Genomic DNA, 20,324 nt, shown 5'->3' on the forward strand with positions numbered 1-20,324 from the left:
GGCCTGTCTTTCAGGGTCGGCCAGCATCAATAACAACAGGGGCCGGCAGAATGAATTCGGATCACTCTCCGGGATAGGGGTACTACCATGACCGAACAGCATGTCTATCCGGTGCGCGAGGATATCGCCGCCAATGCCTGGGCCGACAAGGAAAAATACCTGGCCATGTACCAGCAGTCGGTGGACGACCCCGAGGGCTTCTGGGCGGAACAGGCCAAGCGCATCGACTGGTTCAAGTCGCCGACCAGGATCAAGCACACCTCCTTCGACCCCCATGACGTGGATATCCGCTGGTTCGAGGACGGTACCCTCAATGCCAGCGTCAACTGCCTCGATCGCCACCTGGCGACGCGCGGCGACCAGACCGCCATCATCTGGGAAGGCGACGACCCCAACGACGCCAAGCACCTGACCTACCGCGAGGTATATGAGCGTACCAACCAATTGGCCAATGCCCTCAAGGCGCTGGGCGTACGGAAGGGCGATGTGGTGACCCTCTATATGCCGATGATCCCCGAGGCGGCCATGGCCATGCTGGCCTGTGCCCGTATCGGTGCGGTTCACTCGGTGGTCTTCGGCGGCTTCTCGCCGGACGCCCTGGCGCAGCGGGTGATCGGCGCCGACTCCAAGCTGGTGATCACCGCCGACGAGTCGGTGCGCGGTGGCAAGCAGGTGCCCCTGAAGGACAACGTGGATGCGGCCCTGACCCGGGCCGGCGCCGAGGTGTGCGAGAAGGTACTGGTGGTCAAGCGCACCGGCGGCGATATCGATTGGCACGAGGGGCGCGACGTCTGGTTCCACGAGGCCGTGGATGACCAGTCCACCGAGTGTGCCGCCGAGGAGATGAACGCCGAGGATCCGCTGTTTATCCTCTATACCTCTGGCTCCACCGGAGCGCCGAAGGGGCTCAAGCACACCACCGGTGGCTACCTCACCTATGCCAGCCTGACCCATCAGTACGTTTTCGACTATCAGGACGGCGAGGTCTACTGGTGCACCGCCGACGTGGGCTGGGTCACCGGCCACAGCTATATCGTCTACGGGCCCCTGGCCAATGGCGCCATCACCCTGATGTTCGAGGGGGTGCCCAGCTATCCGACCCATGGTCGCATGGGCGAGATCGTCGACAAGCACAAGGTCAATATCCTCTATACCGCCCCCACCGCGGTGCGCGCCCTGATGGCCCATGGCGACCACGTCATGGACTCCAGCAAGCGCGACAGCCTGCGCCTGCTGGGCTCGGTGGGGGAGCCCATCAACCCCGAGGCCTGGGAGTGGTTCTACCGGGTGATCGGCAACTCCCGGTGCCCCATCGTCGATACTTGGTGGCAGACCGAGACCGGCGGCATCATGATCTCCCCGCTGCCCGGTGCCATCGACCTCAAGCCGGGCTCGGCGACGCGTCCCTTCTTCGGCGTGCAGCCGGTGCTGCTCGACAGCGAGGGCCAGGTGCTGGAAGGCGCCGTGGACGGCAACCTGGCGATCGCCGATTCCTGGCCGGGCCAGGCACGCTCCATCTGGGGCGATCACGAGCGCTTCGTGCAGACCTACTTCTCCACCTACAAGGGCTACTACTTCACCGGTGACGGCTGTCGCCGCGATGAGGATGGCTACTACTGGATCACCGGCCGGGTCGATGACGTGCTCAACGTCTCCGGGCATCGCATGGGCACCGCCGAGATCGAGTCCTCCTTGGTGGCCCACGAGACCGTGGCCGAGGCCGCGGTGGTCGGCTTCCCCCACGATATCAAGGGGCAGGGCATCTACATCTACGTGACCCTGGCCGACGGGGTGGAGGCCACCGAGGAGCTCAAGAAGGAACTGGCCCAGTGGGTGCGCAAGGACATCGGTCCCATCGCCACCCCGGACGTGATCCAGTGGGCGCCGGGCCTGCCCAAGACCCGTTCCGGCAAGATCATGCGGCGTATCCTGCGCAAGATCGCCGCCAACGAGTGCGATGGCCTGGGCGATACCAGTACCCTGGCCGACCCCTCGGTGGTGGACGAGCTGATCGAGCATCGCGCCAATCGTTGAACCGCGACGCCCCGGGTCCTTGCCCGGGGCGGTCTGCTATTGGTGCCGGCACCGAGGCCGGTTAACCGTTGAACCGAGGTCCCGGGTCCCTGCCCGGGGTAACTTGTTTTCGACACCGGCCCGACGGCCGGTGTTCTTGTGCCACGATGGTGATGGCGAGGCGTAGAAGGCGCGGGTTTGGGAATCACAGGTGCCTTGGGGTAACATGCCTGTCAGCCTTGGCGAAAGCGCCCCGCCGCTACGGCCGGCCCAAGATCCGGAGGAGATTCAATGGCCTTTGCCCAGAAATTCATCGTCGCCGATGACCATCCGCTGTTTCGTGCCGCCCTGACCCAGGCACTGCGACAACTGGCGCCCCAGGCCGAGATCGTCGAAGCCGATACCATGGAGGCCACCACCGAGGTGGTGACCCGTCACCCGGACGCCGACCTGGTGCTCCTCGACCTGCATATGCCGGGAGCCCATGGCTTCTCCGGGCTGATTCAACTGCGTGGTCAGACCCCGGATATCCCGGTGGCGGTGGTCTCCGGCAGCGACGAGCCCCATGTGGTGCGCCGCGCCATCGACTACGGTGCCTCCGGCTTTATTCCCAAGTCCTCCTCCCTGCAGGCCATCGCCGAGGCGGTGGGCGAGATCCTCGAGGGAGAGGTGTGGCTGCCGCCGGAACTGGCCGAGACCCTGGGCGAGTCCAACGAGGAGGAGACCAAGTTCGCCGAGGCGATCGCCTCGCTGACGCCGCAGCAGTTCCGGGTCCTCAATATGCTCACCGAGGGGCTGCTCAACAAGCAGATCGCCTACGAACTCAACGTCTCCGAGGCCACCATCAAGGCCCATGTGACCGCCATCCTGCGCAAGCTGGGCGTGCACTCCCGCACCCAGGCGGTGATTGCCGCCCAGAAGCTCGAGGTGGAGCCGCCCAAGGTCGAATCCTGACCGGGCTTCGCCCGGAGCGACAAGCGCCAAGGAGCAAGCTTCAAGGAAATGCAAAGACCCACCAGACGGTGGGTTTTCTGCGTTATGGACCTACGCTTTACTGGCTTGTGGCTTGTGGCTTGTGGCTTGTGGCTTGTGGCTTGTGGCTTGTGGCTTGTGGCTTGTGGCTTGTGGCTTGTGGCTTGTGGCTTGTGGCTTGTGGCTTGTGGCTTTTCGGCTATTGCGCCGCGCGGCTGGCCTGCAGGGTGCGGGTCAGCAGGGCGCGCAGGGCGGCGGGGCGCACCGGCTTGTGCAGTAGCTGATAGCCGGCCCGCTTGATCTCCTCGGCGACCTCTTCGGTGCGGTCGGCGGTGATCACGATCCCCGGCACCGCGCCCTCCAGGCGCTCGGCAAGGGCCTCCAGGGCCATCAGGCCGGTGACCTCGTTATCCAGGTGGTAATCGGCGAGGATCGCATCCGGGTCGCCGTCCAGGTGGCGCAGGATCGACTTGGCGCCGCCGATGGAGGTGGCGGTGAACACCTCGCAGCCCCAGCCGGAGAGCATCGCCTTCATGCCCTCCAGGATCAGCGTCTCGTTATCGATGCACAGGATGCGGGTGCCGGCCAGCTTGCCGGCACTGCGCCGCGGTGCCGCCTCCTCGTCATGCCGATCGGCGCCGGCGGCCACCACCGGCACGCTCACCGAGAAGACGGTGCCGATGCCCTCCCAGGAGCGCACCCGGATGGGGTGATCCAGGACCCGGCTCATGCGGTCGGCGATGGACAGCCCCAGGCCCAGGCCCTTCTCGCTCTCCTTGTGGCGGGAGGCCTGATCGAGGCGGCGGAACTCCTGGAAGATCTCGGCCTGCTTGGATTCGGGAATCCCCGGGCCCGAGTCCCATACCTCGATGCTGAGTCGCTGGCCCTGGCGGCGGCAGCCCAGGAGCACCCGGCCCTGCTGGGTGTAGCGGATGGCATTCGACAGGAAGTTCTGCACGATGCGCCGCAGCATCTGGGCGTCGCTGTCGACCCAGGCCCGGGTGGGCACCACCACCAGGTCGAGGCCGCGATCCTCGGCCATGACCTCGAACTCGGCGCGCAGCGGGCGAATGATATCGGCCAGGGCGAAATGGCTGCGCCGCGGCGTCAGGGCGCCGGCGTCGAGCTTGGAGATGTCGAGCAGGGTGCCCAGCAGCTCCTCGGCGGCCTGCAGGGAGTTGTCGATATGGCCGATGGTGCGCTTGAGGTCCTCGGCGTCCACCTGCTGGGAGAGCGCCGAGGTGAACAGCCGGGCGGCGTTGAGGGGTTGCAGCAGGTCGTGGCTGGCGGCGGCCAGGAAGCGGGTCTTGGAGGCGTTGGCATCCTCGGCCACCTGCTTGGCCTGGCGCAGGGCCTGCTCCGCCTCGGCGCGCACCCGGTTCTCCTGGCGCAGGGCGGCGTTGGCCTCGGAAAGCGCCTGGGTACGTTCGCGGACCCGCTCCTCCAGGGTCTCGTTGGTCTCCTTGAGGGCGATCTCCGCCAGGCGCCGCTCGGTGATGTCCTGGTAGAGGGCGAAGAAGCCGAGGATGGCCCCGCTGTCGCCGAAGTGGGGCGTATAGGTGACCAGCATATAGCGGGTGCCGCCCTCGCCGTCGTCCAGGGAGATCTCGAAGCTGACCCGCTCGCCGCCCAGGGCGCGCTCGATCCAGGGGCCCCGCTCGCGGCTCACCTGGGGCAGCATCACCTCGCCCATGCGCTTGCCGATCACCGCATTGCGGTCGATATGGAAGGCTTGCTCGTAGGCGCGGTTGGTGAAGAGGTAGCGGCACTCCTTGTCGAAGTAGGCGATCAGCGCCGGCACGTTATCCGTATAGATGCGGATATTGTTCTCCGAGCGGATCAGCGCCTCCTCGGTGCGTTTCTGCTGGGTGATGTCCTGATAGGTGTAGACGAAACCGCCGCCGGGCATGGGCGTGCCCTGCACCTCCAGCACGCTGCCGTCCTGACGGTAGCGCACATAGCGGTGGGGCTGGCCCTGGCGAATATTGTCCAGCAGCAGCTCCACGTGCTCCTCCGGGTCGCCGGGGCCGTACTCGCCGTTATGGGCGTTGTAGCGGAAGATCTTGTCCACTGGGGCGCCGACCCGGATCAGGTGATCGGGGAAGCGGAACAGCTCCAGGTAGCGCTGGTTCCACACCACCAGGCGCAGGTTCTGGTCCACCACGCTGATGCCCTGGTTGATGTTCTCGATGGTGGCCTGCAGCAGGGCGCGGTTGAATTCCAGCACCTGGGAGGCCTCGTCGACGATGGAGATCACGTCGGAGATGCCGATGCCGCGGCCCTGCAGGGCCGAGTTGACGACGATGCGTGCCGAGGAGGCGCCCAGCACCGAGGCCAGGAAGCGTTCGGTGAACTGGATCACGTCGATGGAGGCCCGGGCGCCGTCGTCCAGGGCGGTGCCGCTGCGCTTGGCGTAGTCCTCGAAGGCGCGATGCACCTGGTTGGCACCGAGGAAGCGCTCGCACAGCACCTTGAGGTCGCCCACCGTGGTGGCGCCGGTCCAGGGGCGGTTCACCGAGGTCTGGCGGGTCTCGACGCTGTCGACGAACAGCGAGGCCTGGATGCGCTCCACCACCCGCTGGGGGGTCATCTGGGAGACGAAGATATAGCAGAAGAGGTTGAGGCCCAGGGAGAGCATCACCCCGTGGGTGAAGCTGTCGCCGATATTGAGGCCGAACAGCTGGGTGGGGGCCAGCCAGGCGATGCCCAGGGGGCCGCCGGCGAGCCAGGCCTGGGGCAGTACGCCGGCGCCGATCAGCGCCGGCACCAGCAGGGTATAGGCCCAGACCGCGAAGCCGATATTCATGCCGACGATGACGCCGAGGCGGTTGCCGCGCTTCCAGTAGAGCCCCCCCAGCAGGGCCGGGGCGAACTGGGCGGCGGCGGCGAACGACAACATGCCGGTGGAGGCCAGGGAGCTGAATTCGCCGATCAGCTGATAGAAGCCGTAGGCCAGGGCCAGGATCACCAGGATGGTCAGGCGCCGGGCGCGCAGCACCAGGCGCCCATAGTCGCGGGCCTTGGTATCGAACCAGCGCAGCCGGAACAGCGCCGGGATGACGATCTCGTTGGAGATCATGATGGAGACCGCCACCGCGGCGACGATCACCATGCCAGTGGCCGCCGAGAAGCCGCCGATAAAGGTCAGCAGGGTCAGCCAGGGGGCGTCGGCGGCCATGGGCAGCGCCAGCACATAGCTGTCCGGGCGCACCGAGGGGTCGTTGCCGAACAGGGTCAGCCCCGCCGCGGCCAGGGGCAGCACGAAGAAGCCGATGGCCACCAGGTAGAGGGGGAAGAGCCAGCGCGCCTTGGCGGCATCGTCGCGATGGGTGTTCTCCACCACCGCCACATGGAATTGGCGTGGCAGACAGAAGATCGCCAGCATCGCCAGCAGGGTCTGGGCCCAGAAGCTGCGCCCGAAGTCCTGTTCCGCCAACTGGCGCTGCAGCTCCATCTGGGCATCGGCCTGGGCCAGCAGGCTGCCCAGGCCGTCGAACATGCCCCAGGTGACATAGGCGCCGAGGAGCAGGAAGGCCCCCAGCTTGACCAGCGACTCGAAGGCGATGGCCTGGACCAGCCCCTCGTGGTGTTCGGTGGCATCGGTATGGCGGGTGCCGAAGAGGATGGCGAAGAGCGCCATCACCACCGCCACATAGAAACCGGTATCGGCGAACAGCGGCGTCCGGGTCAGGTCCGAGGCCTCGGTGAGCACCTGGAAGGAGGCGGAGACCGCCTTCAGTTGCAGGGCGATATAGGGCAGGGTGCCGATCAGCGCCACCAGGCTGGCGAAGGCCGCCAGGGACTGGGTCTTGCCGTAGCGGGAGGCGATAAAGTCGGCGATGGAGGTGACGTTCTGGTGCTTGGCGACGCGGATCATCTTGGCCAGCACCGGCCAGAACAGCAGGAAGGTGAGGACGGGGCCGACGAAGATGCTGGCGAAGGACCAGCCGGAGGTGGCCGCCTCGCCCACGGCGCCATAGAAGGTCCAGGAGGTGCAGTAGATGGCCAGGGCCAGGCTGTAGATCACCGGACGCCGCCGGCTGGGCCCCTGGCGCTTGGCGCGGCGGTCGCCGCGCCAGGCGATGGCGAAGAGCACGGCGATATAGGCGAGTGAAACGGCGATCAGCAGCCAGCCTGAAAACATGGAGCCTCCTCGTCTAGCTTATCGGGACGCGCACAAGAGGCGGTGCAGGGCCGCCTCCTCCCTCAGGCGGCGCAGGTGCTCCAGGCGGGGGCCCTCGTCCAGGGGGAGGAGCTCCCGGGTGGCGCAATTGAGCAGCAGGGCCTGATGGCTCACGCTATCCACGGGGCGGCGTTCGAAGCGATAGAGCATGAATTCCACCACCCGCTGGCCATCGATCTCGGTGCTGCGCAGGCTGTCGTGATCGACCACCCGGAAGGCGTTGGTCAAGGGCACGAGGTAGGTCCAGGGGCGCCAGAAGACCTGGCTGCGCTCTTCGTCCACCACCTCGGCGGAGGGGGGCAACTGGCCGCGCTTGTGATCGAACCAGCTGTACTCGGTATAGACCTGGTAGCCCAGCATACCCAGGCCGGCGAACACCGGCACCAGCCAGCGGGGCAGTCGCTTGCCGCTGGCCAGGCGCAGCAGCTGGCCGAGGCCCGCGGCCCCCAGGCCGGCGAAGATGGCGGCGATCAGGTGCCAAATCATCGGAGGTCCTTGCGTAAAGCGCTCGGGCTTCCCATGGGAAGCCCGAGCGGTGGGAGTCGACTGGCCCGGCGTGCCGGGCCAGGGATCATTATGGCTTAGTGGCCGGTGGCGACACCAGCGCCCTTGGGATAGCGCACGCTCTCCACCAGGTCCTGGATCTCCTGGGGCGGCTCCTCGGTGGCCTGGGAGACCGTGAAGGCGACCGCGAAGTTGATGATCGCACCCACCGCGCCGAAGGAGAGCGGCGAGATGCCCAGGATCCAGTTATCCGGGGTATTGGCCAGCATGTTGGTGTCGGGGACAAAGAACCAGCCCAGGTAGGTGAAGATATACAGCAGGGTGGCGATCAGGCCCGACAGCATGCCGGCGACCGCGCCCTTGTTGTTCACCCGCTTGGAGAAGATGCCCATCATCAGTGCCGGGAACAGCGAGGCGCCGGCGATACCGAAGGCCAGGGCCACCGTCTGGGCGGCGAAGCCCGGGGGGTTGAGGCCCAGGTAGGTGGCCAGCAGGATGGCCCCCGCCATGGAGATCCGCGCCGCCAGCATCTCGCCCTTCTCGCTGATATTGGGGTTGATCATGCTGCGGATCAGGTCGTGGCTGATCGCCGAGGAGATGGCCAGCAGCAGGCCCGCCGCGGTGGACAGCGCCGCGGCGATACCGCCGGCGGCGATCAGACCGATGACCCAGGGCGGCAGGTTGGCGATCTCCGGGTTGGCCAGCACCAGGATATCGTTGTTGACGGTCAGCTCGCTGCCTTCCCAGCCACGGGTCTCGGCGGTGGCGGCGAAGTCGGGATTGGCGTCGTTATAGAACTGGATGCGGCCGTCGGCGTTCTTGTCCTCGAAGGTGATCAGGCCGGTCTCCTCCCAGGTACGCACCCAGTCGGGACGCTCTGCATAGAGGATCGCCTCGCCGGCGGCGCTCTCGTAGTCCTCCACCTGGCCGGACATTTCCGGATAGACGGTGGTCATCAGGTTGAGGCGCGCCATGGAGGCCACGGCCGGTGCGGTGAGGTAGAGCAGGGCGATAAACACCAGGGCCCAGCCGGCGGACCAGCGGGCATCGGCCACCCTGGGCACGGTGAAGAAGCGGATGATGACGTGGGGCAGACCCGCGGTACCCACCATCAGCGACAGGGTGAACAGCACCATATTGAGCTTGTTGTCCACGTCGGCGGTGTAGTCGCGGAAGCCCAGGGCATTGACCACTTCGTCGAGCTTGGTCAGCAGCGACACGCCGGACTCGGTGTGGGTGCTGAACATGCCGAACATGGGGATGGGGTTGCCGGTCAGCTGCAGGGCGATAAACACCGCCGGGATGGTATAGGCGATGATCAGCACGATGTACTGGGCCACCTGGGTATAGGTAATGCCCTTCATGCCGCCGAACACGGCGTAGAGGAAGACGATGGCCGCGGCGATCCAGATACCCGCGGTGTTGGGCACCTCGAGGAAGCGCGAGAAGGCCACGCCGGCGCCGGTCATCTGACCGATGACGTAGGTCACCGAGGCGACGATCAGGCAGATGACCGCCACCAGGCGTGCCGTCTTGCTGTAGAAGCGGTCACCGATAAAGTCCGGCACGGTGAACTTGCCGAACTTGCGCAGGTAGGGCGCCAGCAGCATGGCCAGGATGACGTAGCCGCCGGTCCAGCCCATCAGGAAGGTAGAGTTGGCGTAGCCCCCGGAGGCCAGCAGGCCTGCCATGGAGATAAAGGAGGCGGCGGACATCCAGTCGGCGGCGGTGGCCATGCCGTTGGTCACCGGATGGACACCGCCGCCCGCTACATAGAAGTCCTTGGTGGAACCGGCCCTCGCCCAGATGGCGATGCCGATATAGAGGGCGAAGGAGGCCCCGACGAACAGCAGGTTGATGGCAAATTGGCTCATAGTCGGCTTACTCCCCCAGGCCAAACTTCTCGTCGAGTTTGTTCATCTTCCAGGCGTAGAAGAAGATGATGCCGATAAAGGTCAGGATGGAACCCTGCTGGGCGAACCAGAAGCCCAGGTCGGTACCCCCGACGGGAATGCCGGCCAGCAGGGGGCGCAACAGGATGGCGCAACCGTAGGAGACCAGGGCCCAGACGATCAGGCAGCCGGTGATCAGGCGAACGTTCGCCGACCAGTAGGTCGCGGCATTGGATTTTTCATCTGCCATAGTGGTGCTCTCCGCTTGTTCTTTGGTTGAGAGAGATCGAGTGTGGTATCGGTAGGGTGGACGGCCGAAATATGCCTGATTGATAGTGGTCAAAGGTCGGGGAAAAGAAATCCCAGACTTTGGTATCACGACTTTTTACTTACCGGTTTCTTATTTAATAAGTGTTTTTATATCAATAGCTTGTAGTGCGCTGTGTGCGATGGGTGCCGAGCGAGTGTCGGGCGTATTGGACGATGGTATAGGCGAACAAGGGGCGTGATTGGCCCGAACAAAAGTCGATATCTGAAAGCGACTTGAACCATGGTCTAACGCCTCGGTTGTGACTATGGTCTAACCGGCGATGAGCGGCGGTCGAGGTAGGACATTGGTCTAGCAGTTGGCGGGGCGATGGCTTTGCTACTCTGCAATGACTCTCCTCTCTTATCGAGGCGCCCCCATGGTCGATATCGATCTCTCTCAGCCCCCTTTTACCCTGCTCGACGAGGCGGGACGGGGGCGCGTGCGAGGTGGCGTCGACCTGGCCTACTTCGACAGGGAGGAGGTCATCCTCGATGCGGGACAGGCCGGTGAGTACGTCTATCTGATCCATAAAGGTGAGGTGGCGGAACTGGACCCGACCCTGCCCAGCGCCGCCTCGCGGATCGGTCACTACACCGCCGGCGACCTCTTCGGCGCCATCAGTATCCTCAATGGCAAGAGTCGCTACCGCTTCAAGGCGGAGCAGGAGAGCCTCTGCTATCTACTGCCCAAGGCGCTGTTCCGTGAGCTCTGCGAGCACTATCCGCCCTTCGCCGAATTCTTCCGCCAGAGTCTCTCCCACAAGGCGCGGCTGCTGACCGAGCGGCGCGCCGAGGGCGGCGTCACCATGGCCGGCTTTATGCTGGCGCGCATCGAGGAGTGCATGCGCGAGCCGCTGCGCCTGGGCGGCGAGACCAGCATCGCCGAGGCGGTGGCGGCCTTGAACGAGCGTCGCGTCGATAGCCTGCTGGTGGGCGAGGGGGATCGCTTCGGCATGTTGACCAAGACCGACCTGCTCAACGCCCTGGTGGAGCAGGGGATGAGCACCGCCAGCCCGGTGGCCGGCATCGCCCATTTCGACCTGGTCACCGCGGCACCCGGCCAGTACCTCTTCCAGGCCCTGGTGGAGATGACCCGCCACGAGGTGGCGCGGGTGGTGGTGGTGGACGGCGACCGACCGGTGGGGGTGGTGGAACTCACCGATGTGCTCAGCTACTTCTCCAGCCGTAGCTATGTGGTCAGCCTGCAGGTGGAACAGGCCGACAGCCTGGAGGAACTGGTGCGGGCCAGCGCCCGGACCCCGGAGCTGGTCCAGGCGCTGATGGCCCAGGGGGTCAAGCTGCGCTTCGCCATGGACCTGCTGGCGGCCCTGAATGGGCGCATCATGAGCAAGGCCTGGCACTTCATGGTGGACGAGCGCTACCGCGCCGATAGCTGCCTGATGGTGATGGGCAGCGAGGGGCGCGGCGAGCAGATCCTCAAGACCGACCAGGACAACGGCCTGATCCTCGCCGATGATCTGGCCTGGCCAGAACTGGGCGAGCAGATGAACGCCTTTACCGAGACCCTGATCCGCCTCGGTTACCCCCCCTGTCCCGGCAATATCATGGTTTCCAACCCGGCCTGGGTGGCCAGCCTCTCCGCCTGGAAGCAGCGCCTCGGGCGCTGGGCCGAGGCCCGCGATGGCGACGCCCTGATGAAGCTGGCGATCCTGCTCGATGCCCATGGCGTGGCGGGTAACCCGGCCCTGCTGGACGCCCTGCGCGACGAGCTCTTCGCCCGCTGTTCCCGGGACGAGATCCTGCTCTCCTATTTCGCCCGCACCGCCCTGCGCTTCTCCACGCCGCTGACCCTGTTCGGCTCCCTGAAGAAGCCCCAGCACGGCATCGACATCAAGAAGGGCGGCATCTTCCCCATCGTCCATGGGGTGCGCACCCTGGCCCTGGAGCGGGGCATCCGACCCACCTCGACCCTGGCGCGCCTGGAGGCGCTGGCCGCGGACGGGCGCCTCGAGGCGCGTTTCGCGGAGGACCTGGGCGAGGCCCTGTCGCTGTTCACCGAGCTGCGCCTCAAGCAGCAGCTGGCGCGGCTGCATGGCGAGCACGAGGGCGAGGACACCAATCGGGTGGTGGTGCAGCGCTTGTCGTCCCTGGAGCGGGACCTGCTACGGGAGGCGTTGCATATGGTCAAGGACTTCAAGCAGCGGCTCTCTCAGCGTTATCACCTGGAGTATTCATGAGCATAACAAGGACAAGGAAACCGTCATGTTGAGGGCCCTGCGTCGTGCCAGCGATCGCCGCCGCCAGGCGAATGGCGAGTATGGCTGGCTGTTCAACCCCTATACCGGCGATGAGATGGTGGCCATCGATTGCGAGACCACCGGCCTGGATACCCGCCGGGCGGAGCTGGTCTCCCTGGCGGCGGTGCGTCTCAAGGGCGACCGGGTGCTGACCAGCCAATCGCTGGACCTGCGCCTGACCCGCCCCGCCTCGCTGACCGGCGATTCGATCCGTATCCATGGCCTGCGCGGCATCGACCTGGAGGGGGGCGACTCCATCGAGGCGGCCCTGGCCAAGTTCCTCGATTTCGTCGGCAACCGGCCCCTGGTGGGCTGGTGCCTGGAATTCGATCTGGCGATCCTCAATCGCTACCTGCGTGCCCACCTGGGCTTCGAGCTGCCCAATGCCCGAGTCGAGGTCTCCCGGGTCTATGCCAAGGCGCTGCGTCGCCGCCAGCCGGAGGCGATTCCCAACCTGCGTTTCGAGGTGGTGGCCCGGGCCCTGGAGGTGCCGGTGATGGGCCGTCATACCGCCCTGGGCGATGCGGTGACCACGGCGCTGATGTATACCCGCGTGCAGCGGGGGCTGGTCGGTTAGCGAGGCGCTCCGCTACGCAGGCGCCGGATTCGCCAGCCAGAGCGATCGCAGTTAGCTTTGAGGCCCGGGGCTATCCTGGGGGCAGGCCGTCGCGGGGCGCTGTGAACCCCTCAGCCATTTCAACTACGATAGCCCTGCGGCGCCGGACGGCGGCATAGGCAGCCATGGGGCGGGGTGCTAGAATATTGCCCCATTTTCTCCAACCCCGGTGTGACCATGTCGACCCTGACGGATGCCCGCCCCCGCGATGCCGAGCCGGCGTCGGAGGCCGCTACCCTGGCCAAGCAGAAGCGCGAGTTCAACAAGCTGCAGAAGCGGCTGCGTCGCCAGGTGGGCAACGCCATCATCGATTATGGGATGATCCAGGAAGGCGACAAGGTGATGGTCTGCCTCTCCGGTGGCAAGGACAGCTACACCATGCTGGAGATCCTGCGCAACCTGCAGCGCAATGCCCCGGTGAACTTCTCCCTGGTGGCCGTCAACCTGGATCAGAAGCAACCCGGCTTCCCCGAGCATGTGCTGCCGGAGTATCTGGACACGCTGGGCGTCGACTACCATATCCTCGAGAAGGACACCTACTCGGTGGTCAAGGAGAAGACCCCCGAGGGCAAGACCACCTGTGCGCTCTGCTCGCGGCTGCGGCGCGGCTCCCTCTACGGCTTCGCCGAGGAGATCGGCGCCACCAAGATCGCCCTGGGCCACCACCGCGAGGATATCCTCGAGACCCTCTTCCTCAATATGTTCTTCGGCGGCAGCCTCAAGGCGATGCCCCCCAAGCTGCTCTCCGACGACGGCAAGAATATCGTCATCCGCCCCCTGGCCTACTGCCGGGAGGCGGATATCGCCGAGTTCTCGCGGCTGATGGAATTCCCCATCATTCCCTGCAACCTCTGCGGCTCCCAGCCCAATCTGCAGCGCCAGGTGGTCAAGGAGATGCTCGCCGAGTGGGAGGCCAAGCACCCGGGGCGCCTGGAGAACATGTTCAAGGCGGTCACCAATGTGGCGCCCTCCCAACTGGCCGACCGGGAGCTCTTCGACTTCGCCGGCCTGGAGGCGAAGCAGGCCAGGATGCAGGCCGATCGCATCGACCTCTTTCAGGAGCTATAAGCCCACCCCCGGCTGCGCCGGGAGCTGAAAGACAAACCGCCCCCATGGCCTGGCCATGGGGGCGGTGTCGTTTAGGCGGCTATCCCGCTCGCGCATCGCGCGTCAGATACACCCTTCCCCTTCGGCCAACTGGGCCAGGGTATGGAGGTCGAGGATATTGATCTCGCGGCCGGAGACGGCCACTAGCCCCTGACTCTGGAAGCGCCCCAGGATGCGGCTCACCGTCTCCACCGCCAGGCCCAGATGGTTGCCGATATCGGCCCGGGACATGGAGAGGCGAAAGCTGTAGGCGGAGTAGCCGCGGCGGCGGAAGCGCTCGGAGAGGCCGGTGAGGAAGCTGGCCAGCCGTTCGTCGGCGGTCTTGCGGGAGAGCAGGCGGATCATGCGGCGATCGTCGCGCATCTCCTTGCTCATGCTGCGGTAGAGCTGCAGGCGCAGCTCCGGCAGGTCCTCGGCCAGGTTATTGAGGCGGTCGAAGGGAATCTCGCACACCGTGGTGGTCTCCAGGGCCACCATGCTGCCCGGATAGGTGGACTCGTCGATGCCATCCAGGCCCACCAGCTCGCTGGGCAGGTAGAAGTTGGTCAGTTGCTCCTCGCCGCCGACGCTGGTGACCTGCTTGAGGCTGCCGGAGCGCACCGCGAAGACGCTGGTGAAGGCATCGCCCTGGCGAAACAGCGCCTCGCCCTTCTTGAGGGGCGCACGGCGGCGAATAATGGCATCGAACTGATCCAGGTCCTCGAGCTGCAGCGCCAGGGGCAGGCACAGCGACGCTAGGCTGCAGGTCTGGCAGTGGGGCTGCTGCAGGCGGGCGCGGCGGCGTTCCAGGGCGTTGGGCGGCATGGGTCTCTCCGTGACGGGACTACACCCCCCATTATGGAGAACCTTCGTTGGCTGGCAAAGCGAGTTCATCGATTACCTCGTCACTTCCTGTATCGCCTTTGGCATGATGCCCGGCCTCTGACCGCAGGCCCTGGATGGCGGGCAGCGAGCCCGGGGGGATTGGCGGTGATCTCGTCGCTTCCCTTATAGCACCCTGGAATAGCGGCTCCCTCCCTGACCCGGGAGATGGGCATCGAAGGCCATGGCCAGATGGCGGATCAGCAGGCGCCCCACCGCCGTCACTTCCAGGCGCGGGCCACGGCGGATGATCAGGCCATCGGTCATGGCCGGCGCCAGCTTGGTCAAGGCATCGCCCAAGTAGGCCTCGGCATCCACCCCGAAGGCCTCACCCAGGGCGGCCAGGTCGAGGGCCATATCGCACATCAGCCGCTCGATGGCGTGGCGCCGCAGGCGATCGTCGAAGCTCAGGCGCAGCCCCTTGATGGTGGCCAGGCGGCCGTCGTCCAGGGCCGCTTCATAATCGCCCAGGGCGGTGGGGTTCTGGGCATAGACGTCATCGACCCGGCTGATGGCGGAGACGCCGAGCCCCACCAGGTTGCTGTCGGCATGACTGGAGTAGCCCTGGAAGTTGCGCTGCAGGCTGCCCTGGCGTTGGGCCACGGCCAGGCTGTCGTCGGGGCGGGCGAAGTGATCCATGCCGATATGCACATAGCCGGCGGCCTGGAGGCGTTCGATGGTGTCCTGCAGGATGCCGAGTTTCTCCTCGCTACCGGGCAGGTCGGTGGCGGCGATGCGCCGCTGGGGGGCGAAGCGTTCCGGCAGATGGGCGTAGTTGAAGATGGACAACCGCGCCGGGGCCAGGTCGATCACCTGCTCCAGGGTGGCGGCGAAGCTTGCCCGGGTCTGCAGTGGCAGGCCATAGATCAGGTCCAGGTTCAGCGACTGGAAACCCAGCCGCGTCGCCTCGTCGATCAGGCTCTCGGTCATTACCCGGGGCTGCACCCGGTTGATGGCCTTCTGTACCCGGGGATCCAGGTCCTGGACCCCCAGGCTCAGGCGGTTGAAGCCCAACGCCTGGAGGTGGCGCAGGGTCAGCACGTCCGCCTCCCGGGGATCGATCTCGATGGCGTAGTCCCGATCGCGGTCGCCGGAGAGGCCGAAGCGGGCATCCAGGCGGTCGATCAGCTCGCTCATCTGGTCCAGGGTCAGGAAGGTGGGAGTGCCGCCGCCCCAGTGCAGTTGGTCGACCGGCCGCGAGGTGTCCAGATGGCGGCTGGTCAGCACCATCTCCCGGTCGAGCCGTGCCAGGTAGGGCTCCGCCAGGCGCACATCCTTGGTGGCGATCTTGTTGCAGGCGCAGTAGAAGCAGATGCGCCGGCAGAAGGGGATATGCACATAGAGCGACAGGGGGCGTCTGGAGGCGTTGCTGCGCTCCAGGGCGGCGGTGTACTCCCCGGGGCCGAACTCCGCGAAGGAGAGCGCCGTGGGATAGGAGGTATAGCGGGGGCCGCTGATGTCGTAGCGACGGATCAGCGCCGCATCCCAGACGGTGGCCGGGGAGGGCGCGATAGGGGGAGGAAACAGCATGGCAAGACTCTCCGGCCGAAGCGATGTTCCTATGCTAGCGGCTGGCGGGCCCGGCGCCCTTGAGCTGGGTCAAGGGCGCGACGATCAGTGTAAGTGCTCGCTCGCGGTGGCCGGGGGCGATCGGTGCGAGTGCTCGCCCGGCGCTGGCGTATGGGTGGCATGGGAGTCGACCTGGGCCTGCAGGCTCCAGAGCTGCCAGAGGGCGAAGGCGATAATGGCCAGCGCTGCCAGGCTGCGGGTGGCCGGATGACGGATCAGGTGGCCCAGGCTGCGTGCCGCCAGCCCGGTGGCCAGCAGGGCCGGCAGGGTGCCGAGGCCGAAGGCCAGCATCAGCAGGGCGCCCTGGAGGGGCTCCCCCATGGCCAGGCTCCAGGCCAGCATGGAATAGACCAGGCCACAGGGCAGCCAGCCCCAGAGCGCCCCCAGGGCGGTGGCCTGGGGCAGGCTGACCACCGGCATCAGCCGCCGACCCAGGGGTTCCAGGTGGCGCCACAGGCGGCGCCCCAGGGCCTCGATCCGCAGCAGCCCCTTCCACCAGTCGGCGATATACAGCGCCATCAGGATCAGCATCAGCGCCGCCACCACCTGGAGACTCAGGCGCAGCCAGTCATGGGCGGTGCCGATCAGGGTGCCGAGGCTCGCTACCAGGGCGCCGGCCAGCATATAGCTGGTGACGCGTCCCAGGTTATAGCCCAGCAGCAAGCCGCCGAGGCGTGCCGGGGAGCGCATGCTGGGGGGCACGGCGAAGGTCAGGGCGCTCATGATGCCGCCGCACATGCCGATGCAGTGGGCGCCCCCCAGCAGGCCGAAGACGAAGGCCGCCGCCAGCGGCGGCAGCCCCAGGCCGGTGGGATCCATTAGCGGGGCGGCTCCGAGTCGTCATCGGACGACGTATTCGCGTCCGGCCGGGCGGGAGTCTCGCTGCCCGTTCGATGCGCCGCGCCGCGCTTCTCCTTGGGCAGATCGTTCTCGTCCTCGTCGAAGAGGATGCGGTAGGCGGGGCCCTCCAGGTCCTCGAACTGGTCATTCTTGACCGCCCAGAAGAAGGCCCAGATGGCCAGGCTCAGCAGGATCAGGCTCAGCGGAATCAGCAGGTAGAGAATCGTCATACGGGTTCCACGCGGGGGGCGGGAGAAGGCGTCGGCGGCGCGTCCAGGCGCATGCGACCCAGGCGCAGCGCGTTGCCCACCACCACCAGGGAGCTGGCTGACATGCCGAGGGCGGCCACCCAGGGCGGCACGATGCCGAGGGCGGCGATGGGCAGGGCGGTGAAATTGTAGATCACCGACCAGATCAGGTTCTGATGGATGATGCGCCGGGTGGCTCGAGCGATGGTGATGGCCTCGGCGATACGCAGCAGGCGTGGGCTCAAGAGTACCGCGTCGGCGCTGGTGCGGGCCAGGTCGGTGGCGCCATTCATGGCGATCGAGACATCGGCGCCGGCCAGCACCGGCACGTCGTTGATGCCATCGCCGATCATCACCACCGTCTCGCCCCGGGCCTGCAGGGCACGCAGGTGCTCGAGCTTGGCCTCGGGGTCGGCCTCGGCGCGCCAGGTATCGATGCCCACCCGCGCCGCGAGCTCCGCCACGGCGCTGGGGTTGTCCCCGGAGAGCAGCTCCACCGCCAGGCCCTGGGAGCGGAGAGCCGCCACGCTCTCCCGGGCATCCTCGCGCAGGCCGTCATGGAGGGCGAACCAGGCCAGGGGTTCGCCGTCGCGGGCCAGCAGCAGCCACTGTCCCTCGCCGGGGGCGGGCAGCGCCGTCTCGCCGGCGAAGGTGGGCGTGCCGAGGCGGTAGGAGCGGCCCTCGATCTCTCCCTCCAGTCCCTGGCCCGGATGACTGGTCACCTGGTGGGCCCGTAGCGTGGCCTCCCGGTAGGGGCGAAAGGCGCGGGCGATGGGGTGCTCGGAGTGAGCCTCCAGGGCCGCAGCCAGGCGCCGGGCGCTGGCCTCGTCCATGTCGGCCAGGGGACGGGTCTCCACCAGGCGCATGGCGCCCTGGGTCAGGGTGCCGGTCTTGTCGAAGATCACCCGGGTGACCTGGGAGAGTCCCTCCACCGCATCGGCGCGGGTCATCAGCACGCCGCGTCGGCGCAGCTGGCCGTGGCCCGCGGTCAGTGCGGTGGGAGTGGCCAGGGCCAGGGCGCAGGGACAGGTCACCACCAGCACCGAGAGGGTTACCCATAAGGCCCGGTCGGGATCGATCAGCCACCATAGCGCGGCCACCCCGAGGGTGATCAGCAGGGTGGCGAGCACGAAGTGATGGGCCGCGCGCTGGGCCAGCAGGGCGATCCGCGGTCGGCTGGCGAAGGCGCGATCGGTGAGGTCGACGATGCGTGCCACCCGGGCCTCATGGCCGGGATGGGTGACCCGCACCACCAGGGGGCTCTCGATATTCTGGCTGCCGCCGGTCACGGCCTCGCCCACGCCACGAATCACCGGCTGGTATTCGCCGGTAAGCATCGACTCATCGAGGCTCGATCGGCCCTGCTCGATGATGCCGTCGGCGGGCACGCCGTGGCCCGGCTTGACCAGCACCCGGTCGCCCTCGCTCAGGCGGTTGGCGGGCAGGATCCGCTCTCCGCCATCCGCTTCCAGGCGGATGGCGGAGAGGGGCAGGACACCGGAGAGCCGGTTGCCACCCTGGCCCATGCGGCGCCGGGCGCGGGTTTCCACATAGCGGCCGAAGAGCAGGAAGAAGGTGAACATGGTCACCGAGTCGAAGTAGACCTCGTCGCTGCCGACGAGCATCGCATAGGCGCTGGCCAGATAGGCGCCGCCGATGGCGATGGCCACCGATACGTCCATGCCCAGCAGGCGGGTGCGCAGATCGCGCAGCGCATTGCGGAAGAAGGGCAGCGCCGAGAAGCACACCACCGGGGTGGCCAGGGCGAAGGAGAGCCAATGGAAGAGGGCGTGGAAATCCTCGGAGAGATCCCCCGGGCCGCTGACATAGATGGGCACCGAGAACATCATCACCTGCATCATGGCCACGGCGGCGACGATCAGGCGGCGGACGTTCATGCGCTCCTCATGGTGCAGGCGGCGCTGGGCGTCGTCGGGCTCATAGGGCTGGGCGCCGTAGCCGATGGCCGCCAGTTCGGCGAGGATCCGCGATAGCCGGAGGCGCTGGGGATCCCAGGCCACCCGCAGGCGGTGATGGCTGAGGTTGACGGCGCTCTCCTCCAGGCCCTCCAGGGCATTGAGGCGATGCTCGATCAGCCAGGCGCAGGCGGCACAGGTGATGCCCTCCACCGACAGGGTGGCGGCCAGATGCCCCTCCTCCCCCTGAGCGTGGACGAAGGTCTGCTGCAGCTCCGGGTCGTCGAAGACCGCCCAGGTCTCGCTGGGGGTCAGCTGGCCCTCGTCGGGACGTTCCGGCAGCTCGGTGCGGTAGCGGTAGTAGCTGGACAGGCCTCCCTCGACGATGGCGTGGGCCACCGCCTCGCAGCCGGGGCAGCAGAGCGGATGCGCCCGATCATCGATGCGGATGCGCCAGGGGGCCCCCTCGGGCACCCGGCTGCCGCAGTGATAGCAGGCCTCGGCGTGGCTCATGGGTGACCTAGCGCTGGGAGAGGCCCGGCGTCAGCATGATGGAGCCCCCCTCCGGGAAGCGGGCCTCGCCGGTCAGGCGCCACTCCGCTGCCTCCTGCCCCACCGGCTGCAGATGCAGATACCAGCGGTGCTGCAGCTGGCGCTCCAACTGGCCCACATAGTGGCCGTCGCGCTGGTGGTGGAGGAGCATGGTGTGATCGCGGTCGTCCTCGGTGGGGAAGATCAGCTCGAGGAGCAGGGCCTCGGGGCGATCCTCGCCCTCCAGGGTGACGGCGACGTCGCCGCTGAGGTCATCGACGACCAGCTCGGCCTGCAGGCCCAGCTCGGCGGCGAGCTGCTGTTTGGCCAGCACCATATTGATGGCGCGACCATGCTTGTAGTAGTCCTCCTGGACCATGCCGTCGAAGCTGCGGATCGACACCACCAGGAAGGTGGTGCCCATGGCGAACGACCAGAGCAGCAGGCCGATCAGGAACCAGGGCCAGAACTGCTTGTACCAGGGGGGAATGGATCGACTCTCCAC

At 66.8% G+C, this 20,324-nt stretch carries 15 protein-coding genes; 5 read left to right on the forward strand and 10 right to left on the reverse strand.

The window, feature by feature from the left end:
* Nucleotides 1-87 precede the first annotated feature (87 nt).
* Nucleotides 88-2,034, forward strand: coding sequence for an acetate--CoA ligase (acs, locus tag ACZ5EF_RS02865; RefSeq protein ID WP_346062563.1), 1,947 nt, complete (start codon nucleotides 88-90; stop codon nucleotides 2,032-2,034).
* Between the two features lie 270 nt (nucleotides 2,035-2,304).
* Nucleotides 2,305-2,967 carry a response regulator transcription factor gene (locus ACZ5EF_RS02870; RefSeq protein WP_346062562.1) on the forward strand — a complete coding sequence of 221 codons (663 nt, stop codon included), beginning with the start codon at nucleotides 2,305-2,307 and terminating at the stop codon, nucleotides 2,965-2,967.
* 217 nt (nucleotides 2,968-3,184) lie between these two features.
* Here ACZ5EF_RS02870 and ACZ5EF_RS02875 read toward each other — a convergent pair whose 3' ends face one another.
* The 4 genes from ACZ5EF_RS02875 to ACZ5EF_RS02890 form a co-directional block, all read right to left on the reverse strand.
* Nucleotides 3,185-7,129, reverse strand: a complete 3,945-nt coding sequence (locus tag ACZ5EF_RS02875; RefSeq protein ID WP_346062561.1) for a hybrid sensor histidine kinase/response regulator — start codon at nucleotides 7,127-7,129, stop codon at nucleotides 3,185-3,187.
* Nucleotides 7,130-7,147: 18 nt separating this feature from the next.
* The gene (locus ACZ5EF_RS02880; protein WP_346062560.1) at nucleotides 7,148-7,654 is read right to left on the reverse strand and encodes a hypothetical protein; all 507 of its coding nucleotides are present in this window, start codon (nucleotides 7,652-7,654) and stop codon (nucleotides 7,148-7,150) included.
* Between the two features lie 95 nt (nucleotides 7,655-7,749).
* Nucleotides 7,750-9,546: a sodium:solute symporter family protein gene (locus ACZ5EF_RS02885; protein WP_346062559.1), complete on the reverse strand. Its 1,797-nt coding sequence runs from the start codon at nucleotides 9,544-9,546 to the stop codon at nucleotides 7,750-7,752.
* 7 nt (nucleotides 9,547-9,553) lie between these two features.
* Nucleotides 9,554-9,814 (reverse strand): DUF4212 domain-containing protein, encoded by a 261-nt coding sequence (locus ACZ5EF_RS02890; RefSeq protein WP_346062558.1) that lies wholly within the window; start codon nucleotides 9,812-9,814, stop codon nucleotides 9,554-9,556.
* Nucleotides 9,815-10,250: 436 nt separating this feature from the next.
* Here ACZ5EF_RS02890 and ACZ5EF_RS02895 point away from each other — a divergent pair, with 436 nt between their 5' ends.
* The 3 genes from ACZ5EF_RS02895 (at nucleotide 10,251) to ttcA (ending at nucleotide 13,815) form a co-directional block, all read left to right on the forward strand.
* Entirely contained in the window at nucleotides 10,251-12,071 is a 1,821-nt protein-coding gene (locus ACZ5EF_RS02895; RefSeq protein WP_346062557.1) for a putative nucleotidyltransferase substrate binding domain-containing protein, read from the forward strand.
* A 25-nt stretch (nucleotides 12,072-12,096) separates the two neighbouring features.
* The gene (locus ACZ5EF_RS02900; RefSeq protein WP_346062556.1) at nucleotides 12,097-12,708 is read left to right on the forward strand and encodes a 3'-5' exonuclease; all 612 of its coding nucleotides are present in this window, start codon (nucleotides 12,097-12,099) and stop codon (nucleotides 12,706-12,708) included.
* Between the two features lie 216 nt (nucleotides 12,709-12,924).
* Nucleotides 12,925-13,815: a tRNA 2-thiocytidine(32) synthetase TtcA gene (ttcA, locus tag ACZ5EF_RS02905; protein WP_346062555.1), complete on the forward strand. Its 891-nt coding sequence runs from the start codon at nucleotides 12,925-12,927 to the stop codon at nucleotides 13,813-13,815.
* A 102-nt stretch (nucleotides 13,816-13,917) separates the two neighbouring features.
* Here ttcA and fnr read toward each other — a convergent pair whose 3' ends face one another.
* From fnr to ACZ5EF_RS02935, 6 genes are all read right to left on the reverse strand, one after another.
* A complete protein-coding gene (fnr, locus tag ACZ5EF_RS02910; RefSeq protein WP_346062554.1) occupies nucleotides 13,918-14,658 on the reverse strand; it encodes a fumarate/nitrate reduction transcriptional regulator Fnr in 741 nt (246 codons plus the stop codon).
* A gap of 183 nt (nucleotides 14,659-14,841) precedes the next feature.
* Nucleotides 14,842-16,245 carry an oxygen-independent coproporphyrinogen III oxidase gene (hemN, locus tag ACZ5EF_RS02915; protein WP_346062553.1) on the reverse strand — a complete coding sequence of 468 codons (1,404 nt, stop codon included), beginning with the start codon at nucleotides 16,243-16,245 and terminating at the stop codon, nucleotides 14,842-14,844.
* Between the two features lie 84 nt (nucleotides 16,246-16,329).
* Nucleotides 16,330-17,103: a sulfite exporter TauE/SafE family protein gene (locus ACZ5EF_RS02920; protein WP_346062552.1), complete on the reverse strand. Its 774-nt coding sequence runs from the start codon at nucleotides 17,101-17,103 to the stop codon at nucleotides 16,330-16,332.
* Nucleotides 17,103-17,354 (reverse strand): cbb3-type cytochrome oxidase assembly protein CcoS, encoded by a 252-nt coding sequence (ccoS, locus tag ACZ5EF_RS02925; protein ID WP_346062551.1) that lies wholly within the window; start codon nucleotides 17,352-17,354, stop codon nucleotides 17,103-17,105. The genes ACZ5EF_RS02920 and ccoS overlap by 1 nt, the downstream gene beginning before the upstream one ends.
* Nucleotides 17,351-19,801: a heavy metal translocating P-type ATPase gene (locus ACZ5EF_RS02930; RefSeq protein ID WP_346062550.1), complete on the reverse strand. Its 2,451-nt coding sequence runs from the start codon at nucleotides 19,799-19,801 to the stop codon at nucleotides 17,351-17,353. Before ACZ5EF_RS02930 ends, ccoS begins: the two co-directional genes overlap by 4 nt.
* Before the next feature lie 7 nt (nucleotides 19,802-19,808).
* Nucleotides 19,809-20,324, reverse strand: a complete 516-nt coding sequence (locus tag ACZ5EF_RS02935) for a FixH family protein (protein WP_346062549.1) — start codon at nucleotides 20,322-20,324, stop codon at nucleotides 19,809-19,811.

This window comes from Bisbaumannia salifodinae (assembly GCF_055388505.1).

What these genes read in the sequence shown, in the direction of transcription:
- hemN (WP_346062553.1), bottom strand. Translation starts at nt 16,245, where the DNA reads ATGCTGTTTCCTCCCCCTATCGCGCCCTCCCCGGCCACCGTCTGGGAT.
- ACZ5EF_RS02880 (WP_346062560.1), bottom strand. Translation starts at nt 7,654, where the DNA reads ATGATTTGGCACCTGATCGCCGCCATCTTCGCCGGCCTGGGGGCCGCG.
- ACZ5EF_RS02900 (WP_346062556.1), top strand. Translation starts at nt 12,097, where the DNA reads ATGTTGAGGGCCCTGCGTCGTGCCAGCGATCGCCGCCGCCAGGCGAAT.
- ACZ5EF_RS02890 (WP_346062558.1), bottom strand. Translation starts at nt 9,814, where the DNA reads ATGGCAGATGAAAAATCCAATGCCGCGACCTACTGGTCGGCGAACGTT.
- acs (WP_346062563.1), top strand. Translation starts at nt 88, where the DNA reads ATGACCGAACAGCATGTCTATCCGGTGCGCGAGGATATCGCCGCCAAT.
- fnr (WP_346062554.1), bottom strand. Translation starts at nt 14,658, where the DNA reads ATGCCGCCCAACGCCCTGGAACGCCGCCGCGCCCGCCTGCAGCAGCCC.
- ACZ5EF_RS02920 (WP_346062552.1), bottom strand. Translation starts at nt 17,103, where the DNA reads ATGGATCCCACCGGCCTGGGGCTGCCGCCGCTGGCGGCGGCCTTCGTC.
- ACZ5EF_RS02870 (WP_346062562.1), top strand. Translation starts at nt 2,305, where the DNA reads ATGGCCTTTGCCCAGAAATTCATCGTCGCCGATGACCATCCGCTGTTT.
- ACZ5EF_RS02930 (WP_346062550.1), bottom strand. Translation starts at nt 19,801, where the DNA reads ATGAGCCACGCCGAGGCCTGCTATCACTGCGGCAGCCGGGTGCCCGAG.
- ccoS (WP_346062551.1), bottom strand. Translation starts at nt 17,354, where the DNA reads ATGACGATTCTCTACCTGCTGATTCCGCTGAGCCTGATCCTGCTGAGC.
- ACZ5EF_RS02885 (WP_346062559.1), bottom strand. Translation starts at nt 9,546, where the DNA reads ATGAGCCAATTTGCCATCAACCTGCTGTTCGTCGGGGCCTCCTTCGCC.
- ttcA (WP_346062555.1), top strand. Translation starts at nt 12,925, where the DNA reads ATGTCGACCCTGACGGATGCCCGCCCCCGCGATGCCGAGCCGGCGTCG.
- ACZ5EF_RS02895 (WP_346062557.1), top strand. Translation starts at nt 10,251, where the DNA reads ATGGTCGATATCGATCTCTCTCAGCCCCCTTTTACCCTGCTCGACGAG.
- ACZ5EF_RS02875 (WP_346062561.1), bottom strand. Translation starts at nt 7,129, where the DNA reads ATGTTTTCAGGCTGGCTGCTGATCGCCGTTTCACTCGCCTATATCGCC.